The sequence below is a fragment of the Burkholderia sp. LMU1-1-1.1 genome, from assembly GCF_040675865.1.
In the GTDB taxonomy this organism is placed as follows: domain Bacteria; phylum Pseudomonadota; class Gammaproteobacteria; order Burkholderiales; family Burkholderiaceae_D; genus Rugamonas.
The window spans coordinates 53,529-61,563 of sequence record NZ_JBEGHG010000022.1 but is presented as its reverse complement, the minus strand read 5'-3'; the positions used below and the strand labels follow the sequence as shown (position 1 = coordinate 61,563).

General features: G+C 63.0%; 6 protein-coding genes. 1 reads left to right on the top strand and 5 read right to left on the bottom strand.

Going from position 1 to position 8,035, the window contains the following annotated elements:
• Window positions 1-178: 178 nt before the first annotated feature.
• Complete coding sequence (locus MRBLMU1_RS18345; protein ID WP_363503924.1) at window positions 179-1,801, top strand: family 43 glycosylhydrolase; 1,623 nt, start codon at window positions 179-181, stop codon at window positions 1,799-1,801.
• 55 nt (window positions 1,802-1,856) lie between these two features.
• On the opposite strand, the gene MRBLMU1_RS18340 is transcribed toward MRBLMU1_RS18345, so the two are convergent.
• The 5 genes from MRBLMU1_RS18340 to MRBLMU1_RS18320 form a co-directional block, all read right to left on the bottom strand.
• On the bottom strand, window positions 1,857-2,807 hold the full coding sequence (locus MRBLMU1_RS18340) for an Rpn family recombination-promoting nuclease/putative transposase (RefSeq protein WP_363503922.1): 951 nt from the start codon (window positions 2,805-2,807) through the stop codon (window positions 1,857-1,859).
• A 58-nt stretch (window positions 2,808-2,865) separates the two neighbouring features.
• Entirely contained in the window at window positions 2,866-3,480 is a 615-nt protein-coding gene (locus tag MRBLMU1_RS18335; protein ID WP_363503920.1) for a sulfite oxidase heme-binding subunit YedZ, read from the bottom strand.
• Between the two features lie 2 nt (window positions 3,481-3,482).
• Window positions 3,483-4,460, bottom strand: coding sequence for a protein-methionine-sulfoxide reductase catalytic subunit MsrP (msrP, locus tag MRBLMU1_RS18330; protein WP_363503918.1), 978 nt, complete (start codon window positions 4,458-4,460; stop codon window positions 3,483-3,485).
• A 178-nt stretch (window positions 4,461-4,638) separates the two neighbouring features.
• Window positions 4,639-5,793 carry a c-type cytochrome biogenesis protein CcsB gene (ccsB, locus tag MRBLMU1_RS18325; RefSeq protein ID WP_363503916.1) on the bottom strand — a complete coding sequence of 385 codons (1,155 nt, stop codon included), beginning with the start codon at window positions 5,791-5,793 and terminating at the stop codon, window positions 4,639-4,641.
• 41 nt (window positions 5,794-5,834) lie between these two features.
• Window positions 5,835-7,922 carry a cytochrome c biogenesis protein ResB gene (locus MRBLMU1_RS18320; protein ID WP_363503914.1) on the bottom strand — a complete coding sequence of 696 codons (2,088 nt, stop codon included), beginning with the start codon at window positions 7,920-7,922 and terminating at the stop codon, window positions 5,835-5,837.
• Between the last annotated feature and the right edge of the window lie 113 nt (window positions 7,923-8,035).

Sequence of the window (8,035 nt, the reverse complement as noted above, 5' to 3'; positions counted from 1 at the left end):
AGCGCAACGACCCGGACGAAAATTCGACCGGGTCGTTAAAGCGGTGGCGCAGCGATATCCAGAGAAACGATTAACTAAGAAAACTTAACTTAGCGGCATTAGGGTCAGGTCCACCATTTCTACACGGGCGCGGCCGTACGGCCCGCGCCCACCTATATATTTGCACTGGAGACACCACGTGACCGATCAATCGCGCAGAGACGCGTTCAAAACCCTGTTGGCGGGCGCCGGCCTCGGCATCGCGCCGGGCATCGCATCGGCGGCGGAATGCGCCACCGGTCCCGCCGGCGCGGCAACGCGCCAGTGGCGCCGGGGCATCGAAGGCCAACGCCAGGCCGACCAGGGCGACGGCACCTATATCAACCCGATCATCTCGGGCGACCACCCCGATCCGACCATTCTCAAGGACGGCAAGGATTACTACCTGACCTACTCGTCGTTCTACTCCTATCCGGGACTGGTGATCTGGCATTCGACCGACCTGGTGAACTGGCGGCCCGTCGGCCCCGCGCTGACGAAGCCGCTGGGCACGATCTGGGCGGTCGACCTGTGCAAGCACGACGGCAAATATTTCATCTACATCCCGGCCGCGCCCGATGGCAACGCCTGGTCGATCTACGCCATCTGGGCCGACCGCATCGAAGGCCCGTGGAGCGAGCCGGTCGACCTGAAGATCAGCGGTTGCATCGACCCCGGCCACATCGTCGGCGAGGACGGCAAACGCTACCTGTTCGTCAACGGCATTCGCAAAATCCGGCTGGCCGACAACGGGCTGGCGACCGACGGCCCGCTCGAGCAAGCGTACAAGCCGTGGCGCTATCCGGACGATTGGGTGGTGGAGAATTTCGCGCCGGAGGGCCCCAAGCTGCTGAGACGCGGCAAGTGGTTCTACCTGGTGACCGCCGTCGGCGGCACGGCCGGACCGGCGACCGGCCACATGGTCATCGCCGCGCGGTCGACCTCGATCCACGGGCCGTGGGAGCACTGTCCGCACAACCCGCTGGTACGCAGCCTGGGCACGTCCGAGCCCTGGTGGTCGCGCGGCCACGCGACCCTGGTCGAAGGCCCGGCCGGCGACTGGTGGATGGTGTACCACGGCTACGAGAACGGCTACCGCACGCTGGGGCGCCAAACCCTGCTCGAACCGATGGAGTGGACCGACGACGGCTGGTTCCGCGCGCTCGGCGGCGACCTGTCCAGGCCGCTGGCCAAACCGAAAGGCGGCAAGGCCGGGCCGGCCGGCCAGGCGCTGTCCGATGATTTCAAACACAACCGCTTCGGCGCGCAGTGGGCCTTCCACGATCCGGCGCCGGACGAGATGCAGCGGGCACGGTATACAGCGCAGGGATTGCGGATCGCCGGCCGGGGCGCCTCGCCTGCGGACAGCAAACCGCTCACCTGCACGGTGGGCGACCGCAACTACGAGGTGGAATTGACGCTGGAGCTGAACGGCCAGGCCGAGGGCGGGCTGCTGCTGTTCTACAACCACAAGGCGTTCGTCGGGCTGGGCTTCACGCCGGACCTGATCAAGACGTTCGAGTATGCGGAAGAGCAATCGTGGATGCGCGCCAACCGCGCGACGTCGTCGGTGCGGGTGCGCATGACCAACGACGATCATGTCGTCACGTTCCGCTACTCGCACGATGGCGGCAAGACGTGGGTGCTGCACGGCTTGCGCATGGAGGTGTCCGGCATCCACCACAATGTGTTTGGCGGATTCCTGAGCTTGAAGGTGGGGATATACAGCGCGGGCAGTGGGAGTGTGGTGCTGCGTGATTTCAGGTACCGGGCGCTGACATAACGCGCCTGGCCGCTTGCCCGGTTCGCCGGGCTGGCGGCCGTCGATACTGCCAAGGTCAAGCGGACTGCTTGTCGGCAAAGATTTCCCGTACCGTTTTGGCCTCAAACAAGCGGTCGGACCAACGGTCCAGATCGTCCATTTCTGCATATGTGATGCGCCTGCTCAACCGCGCCGACAAGGGCCCGAAACGTTTGACCAGCACCTTTTTCAGCCGCTCACGGTGACCATCGAGCAGCGCTTCATACCGCAACGCGTCGTCAAGACTGTAGAAAATTGGAACGCTCATCGCTTCAACCTCCTTACTGGCGTCAGTCAAATCAATAATACGCTGCAGCCCCCTGCGGCGCAAACGATTCGCGGCCCAACGCGTGATCCCCTGTTGCGCCGTCGATGTCCATGTCGATGGTGTCATCCGGCGCCATTTTTCGAGTTCATCGGAGATATCCTGCGCAGTATCCAGTCTCTCTATCCGAAATGCGATCGCCGCATAATTATCGAAACCTGCGAACAAATCGTTTTTCAATCTCCATTGATCAACGAGAACGTAGCGCTGCGCCGCTTGCAGCGGTTGCAAATCCTCCGGCAATGGAATGATCAAATCCGCCAAGCTGGTGCATGCCGACCATGGCTGCTTGCCGTTATACAGCACAACTGGAAACACTGGTGGCAGTTGAAAAGGCTGTGGCAACTCATGCCGTTTTACCAGGTCCTGGTACAGCAAGCCGACGTAGACCTGCATGCGTAACGCCATCCACGGATCGCTGCGTGATTGAAATTCAAGCACCAGGTAGACGTAGATCCACTCGCCGGACAGGCGCACCTTCCACACCATATCGCTATGCCGCTGCTGGCCGCCGTCACCGACATAGCTGCCGTTAACGCGCTCAAAGCTGGAGAGGTCCAGCTGGCGCACCCAAGTTCCAGGGACAAAGCCGAGCAACAAGTCGCGCACCATTTCCGGATGCACGAACAGTTGCTTGTACGCGGTGTCGTCTACGCTCGCCATCCGACGATTTTAGCGATGGTCGAACGCGCCCCCATTGGGGCCGCGCAAGCGTCGTCGCCTACGCCGCCTTTGCCTTGGCGCGCGCCCAGTAGACGCGCATCAGCAGCAGCACGCCAAGGATGGTGCCGTAGATGATCGGCTCGGTGAAGTTGTGTTTGCCGGCCTTCATCCACCAGAAGTGCAGGATCGCCAGCGGCGCGATCACGTAGATCAGCCGGTGCAGCCATTGCCAGCGCTTGCCGCCCAGGCGCTTGACCATGGCGTTGGTGCTCGTTACCGCCAACGGGATCAGCAGCACGAAGGCGATGAAGCCGACCGTGATGAATGGCCGCTTGAGCACATCCTTCCACATCTCCGCGAAGTCGAAGAAGTGATCGAACCACAGGAAGGTCATGAAGTGCAAAAAACCATAGAAGAACATGTACAGCCCCAGCATGCGCCGCAGCTTGATCAGCCAGTTCCACTTGGTCACCCGCCGCAGCGGCGTCACCGCCAGGGTGAAGCACAGGAAGTACAAGGTCCAGTCACCGGTGCCGCGCGTGATGAATTCGAGCGGCTCGACCAGCTGCCCGGTCACCGTCAGGTAGACCATGCGCAGCAAGGGCACCAGCGCCAGCACGAAGACGGCGGCCTTGATCAGGCTCGCCTGCCGCGCGGTGGGATTGAACGCCATGGTTAAAAGAACTTCTTCAGATCCATGCCGGCATACAGCGGCGCGACATCGTTATAGCCGTTGAACATCAAGGTCTTGCGCTTGCGCGCCAGGAAGCCGTCCTCGCCGATGCGGCGTTCGGATGCCTGCGACCAGCGCGGGTGGTCCACTTCAGGATTGACGTTGGAATAAAAGCCGTACTCGCGCGGCGCCGAGAGGTTCCACGATGTGCGTGGCTGGTCCTTGACGAAGCGGATCTTGACGATCGACTTGCCCGACTTGAAGCCGTACTTCCACGGCAGCACCATGCGCACCGGCGCGCCGTTCTGGTTGGTCAGGTTCTCGCCGTACATGCCCAAGGTCAGCAGCGCCAGCGGGTGGTTGGCCTCGTCGATGCGCAGGCCCTCCGTGTACGGCCAGTCGAGCACGCGGCTGCCGACGCCGGGCATTTGCTTCTTGTCGGCCAGGGTGATGAATTCGACGTATTTGGCGTTGCCGGTCGGCTCGACCTTTTTGATGATCTCCGAGAACGAGTAACCGATCCACGGGATCACCATCGACCACCCTTCCACGCAGCGCAGGCGGTAGACGCGCTCTTCCAGCGGCGCCAGCTTCAGCAGCGCGTCGATGTCGAGGGTCATCGGCTTTTTGACCTCGCCTTCGATGGTGACGGTCCACGGACGGGTCTTCAAGGTGCCGGCGTTTTGCGCCGGGTCGCTCTTGTCGGTGCCGAACTCGTAGAAGTTGTTGTAGGTGGTGGCGTCCTTGTACGGCGTCTGCTTGTCGAGCGCCGAATAGGCCGGGTTGAGCTTGGCCGCCAGCTTGGGATTGGCGCCCTGGGCGAACGCTTCGCGGTTGGCCATTTCCAGCAGCGCGGCGCTGCCGACGGCGCCCAAGGCGATCTGCTTCATGAAGCTGCGGCGCGATTCGTACAGTTCGCGCGGCGTGATTTCCGACGAAAACGGCAGGTCGATACCGTTGGGGCTACGCTTGATCAGCATGTTGACTCCAGAAAGGTGCAAGGTTCAGACGCGATTACCAATAGCCTGAACATTACACCAATCGAAGCGAGCCGCTGATTACATTGCGATTACATTTTGTTGTTCCCCCGTCAACCCGCGAAGCCAGGCGGGGTCGTACCCCGTACGGGGTACGACCCCATCGCTTTGGGGTTGCGGGTTACAGCTTGCCGTAGGAATGCAGGCCGGACAGGAACATGTTGACGCCCAGGAAGGCGAACGTGGTCACCAGCAGGCCCACCAGCGCCCACCACGCCGCCGGACGGCCGCGCAGGCCCGTCATCAGGCGCATGTGCAGCCAGGCCGCGTAGTTGAGCCAGACGATCAGCGCCCAGGTCTCCTTCGGGTCCCACGACCAGTAGCCGCCCCACGCCTCGGCCGCCCACAGCGCGCCGAGAATGGTGGCGATCGTGAAGAAGGCGAAGCCGGCCGAGATGGCCTTGTACATGACGTCGTCCAGCACCTCCTCCGACGGCAGGCGGTCCTTCAGGTAGCCCGAGGTCTTCAGCAGATAGGCCGCCGCGACCATCGCCGCCAGCGCGAAGTTGCCGTAGCCGATGAAGTTGGCCGGCACGTGGATCTTCATCCACCAGCTTTGCAGCGCCGGCAGCAACGGCTGGATCTCGGCGGCGTCGCGCGACGTGGTGTACCAGAACAAGAAGCCGATGGCGGCGGTGATGATCAGCAGCACGAACGGTCCCATCTGGCGGGTCGCGTAGCGTTGCTCGAAATACAAGTAGAACATCGCGGTGATCAGCGAGAACAGAATGAACACCTCGTACAGGTTCGACACCGGGATGTGGCCGACGTCGGCGCCGATCAGGTAGGACTCGTACCAGCGCACCATCATGCCGGTCCAGCCGAGCACGACGGCGGCCCAGCTCAGCTTGGAGCCCAGGCTGGAGATCGAATCCGAACGGCCGGCGAAGCCTATCCAGTAGAACAGGGTGGACAGGCAGAACATCACGCTCATCCACAGGATCGCCGACTGGCTCGACAGCATATAGCGCAGCCAGAACTTGGTGCTGCCCATGTCGAGCTGGCCGTCGTACATCGAGATCGCCCACAGCGACAGCAGCGCCACCAGCGGCATCATCCAGCGCACCGGCTTCCAGTGCCAGCCGAGTGCGGCGAAGGTGGGCGCGGCCAGCAGCAGGATCGCCTTTTCATAGATGTCCATGAAGTGGCCGTAGCGGTTCAGGCCGAACACGGCGCCGGCCAGCAGCGCCAGCGCGAAAATCCAGTCGAACGTCGTCAATCGCTTGAAATAGCCTGGCGCCTGAATATAGGTTTGCTGAGTTTTAGTGAGTTCCATTGTGTTCTCCGGTACCGCTGGGTTTGCTCCACAAGTTACAATTATGCCGATTGTGGCAGCTTTTCTTTCAAAGTTTCAAATTCGCGCTCGAAATCGAGCGTCTTGCGCTGCGTGCTCATGGCCATCAGCGCCTCCGCGCCGTCGCCCTCGTCCTTGATCCACACCCACAGCCGGCGCTCGCGGATGTAGAACATCGAGAACACGCCCAGCACCAGCAGCGCGCAGCCAAGGTAGACCACGTTCTTGCCCGGCGAGCGCGTCACCTGGAACACCGACGCCTTGACCTCGACGAACTCGTCGAGCTGCAGGTACACCGGCGCGCCGTAGAAGAAGGCGTCCGACAGCGCGTTGGTGGCCAGCAGCAGCCAGCGGCCGTGGTTCTCGTCGGCGCTCACCTCCGGCAGCCCGGACTTGGCGCGCGCGGCCTGCCACAACTCCCACAGGCTGCCGTTGAGGATCTTCATGAACACCTCGGCGGTCTTCTCGCGGCCCGCTTCCGGCACCTTCTCCAGGAATTGCGAAATGGCCAGGAAGCCGGCCGCCTTGCTGTCGCCGGCGAACAGGGTCAGGCTTTTTTGCGCCGACGCCTCGATCTGCTCGCGCAGGGTTTCCGCGTTCGGGCCCTTCGGCGCGGCGCGCTCGGCGTAGCGTTTGGCGGCGGCGTCGCGCAGCGCCGGATCGGTCAGCGCCGCCCGCAGGCGCATCCACTCGTTGACGGTATGGGCGTCGTCCGACGGAATGCGCAGGAAGCTGAAGGCGTCCGATGGATTCGAGCGCACGCCGGCCAGGAACACCGTGGCGCCATCGACCGTGACCGGCTGCATGTAGTTCTGGAATTCGCGCGCCTGGCCGGTCTTGTCGCGCAGCTTGTACTGCACGCTCGGGCCGACGTTCTTCAAATCCTTGTTGTTGGCGTTGCGGCCGGCCGAGCCGGTGTGCTTGTCGAGGCCCTGCGCGAACTGTTCCTGCAGGCTCTTGCCCTGGGTGACGGCGCGCGCGTCCTGGCTGGCCAGGTTCTCGACGTTGAACGGGCGGAAGCCCGACCACTCGACCGTGTATTCCTTGCCCAGCGCCGTGTTGCCGCCGACCTCGCCGGCGATGGCGAACGGCGTGGTGTCGGCGCCGGTCATCGGGAAGCCGGTCAGTTTGAGCTTGCTGCCGCCGTCCTCAAAGCTGGACTGGTAGATCGCCAGGCCCTTGTACAGCAACGGTTTGTTGACTTCGATGACGGCCTTGACGACCTCTCCGCTGGCGTGGTCCTTGACCTCGACCTCGCTGGCGAACAGCTTGGGCATGCCGGTGCTGTAGAAGTCGATGGTGAATTTCTTCAGGTTGATCGTCACCGGCAGTTCCTGGATCAGCACGCCGTCGGCGCGCTGCAGCAGCGCGCTGTCGCTCGATGCGCCCTCGGGGATCAGGGTGTTGCCGCGGAAGGTGGGATTGGCCGTGCTCAGGCGGTGCTGCGGCGGCACCGCCGAAATCAGGCCGCTGCCGCCGAACGGCGTCTTGCCGAGGAACCATTCCTGGAAGCGGATCGGCATGTCCGAATCGAACAGCGCGCCGACGCAGATGATGACGATGGCCGAGTGCGCGAAGATGTAGCCGAACTTGTTGGCCGCGCCCTGCTTAGCCGCCAGCAAGGTGCCGTTGTCCTTCTCGACCAGCTTGACCTTGTAGCCGGCGTCGGCCAGGCGGGCGGCGGTCTGCCGCGCCAGCGCCGCGCGGGCCAGCGGCGCGCGCCACTGCATCTTGTGGTGGAAGTTCAGCAGCGACTGCTCGCGCACGTTCTCGCGCCAGCTGCGCATGTCCTTGACCATCTTGGGCGCGTTGCGCACGATGCACAGCGAGGTCGACGTCACCAACATGCCCATCAGCAGCAGGAACCACCACGCCGAATACACCGAGTACAGCCCGGTCTTGTCGAACACCTCGTACCAGAACGGCCCGAACTGGTTGATGTAGTTCGGCGTCGCCTCGTTCTGCTTCATCACCGTGCCGATGACGGCGGCGATGGCGATCATCGCCAGCAGCGCGATGGCGAAGCGCATGGAGGAAATCAGTTCAACGATCTCGCCGACGATGAGGCGGCGTGTCTTCAGTTCGATACCGGTGGTGCTGGGGCTACTCATGCGTGGGACGTCTCAATAAAAGATGCAGCTACCAAGTGTATCACCCGGCACCAACAAAAAGGGCAGCCCGCTCGCGCTGCTGCCCTTGTCTATTCGCGGCGCCGCGCCAACCG

What these genes read in the sequence shown, in the direction of transcription:
- MRBLMU1_RS18340 (WP_363503922.1), bottom strand. Translation starts at nt 2,807, where the DNA reads ATGGCGAGCGTAGACGACACCGCGTACAAGCAACTGTTCGTGCATCCG.
- MRBLMU1_RS18335 (WP_363503920.1), bottom strand. Translation starts at nt 3,480, where the DNA reads ATGGCGTTCAATCCCACCGCGCGGCAGGCGAGCCTGATCAAGGCCGCC.
- msrP (WP_363503918.1), bottom strand. Translation starts at nt 4,460, where the DNA reads ATGCTGATCAAGCGTAGCCCCAACGGTATCGACCTGCCGTTTTCGTCG.
- ccsB (WP_363503916.1), bottom strand. Translation starts at nt 5,793, where the DNA reads ATGGAACTCACTAAAACTCAGCAAACCTATATTCAGGCGCCAGGCTAT.
- MRBLMU1_RS18320 (WP_363503914.1), bottom strand. Translation starts at nt 7,922, where the DNA reads ATGAGTAGCCCCAGCACCACCGGTATCGAACTGAAGACACGCCGCCTC.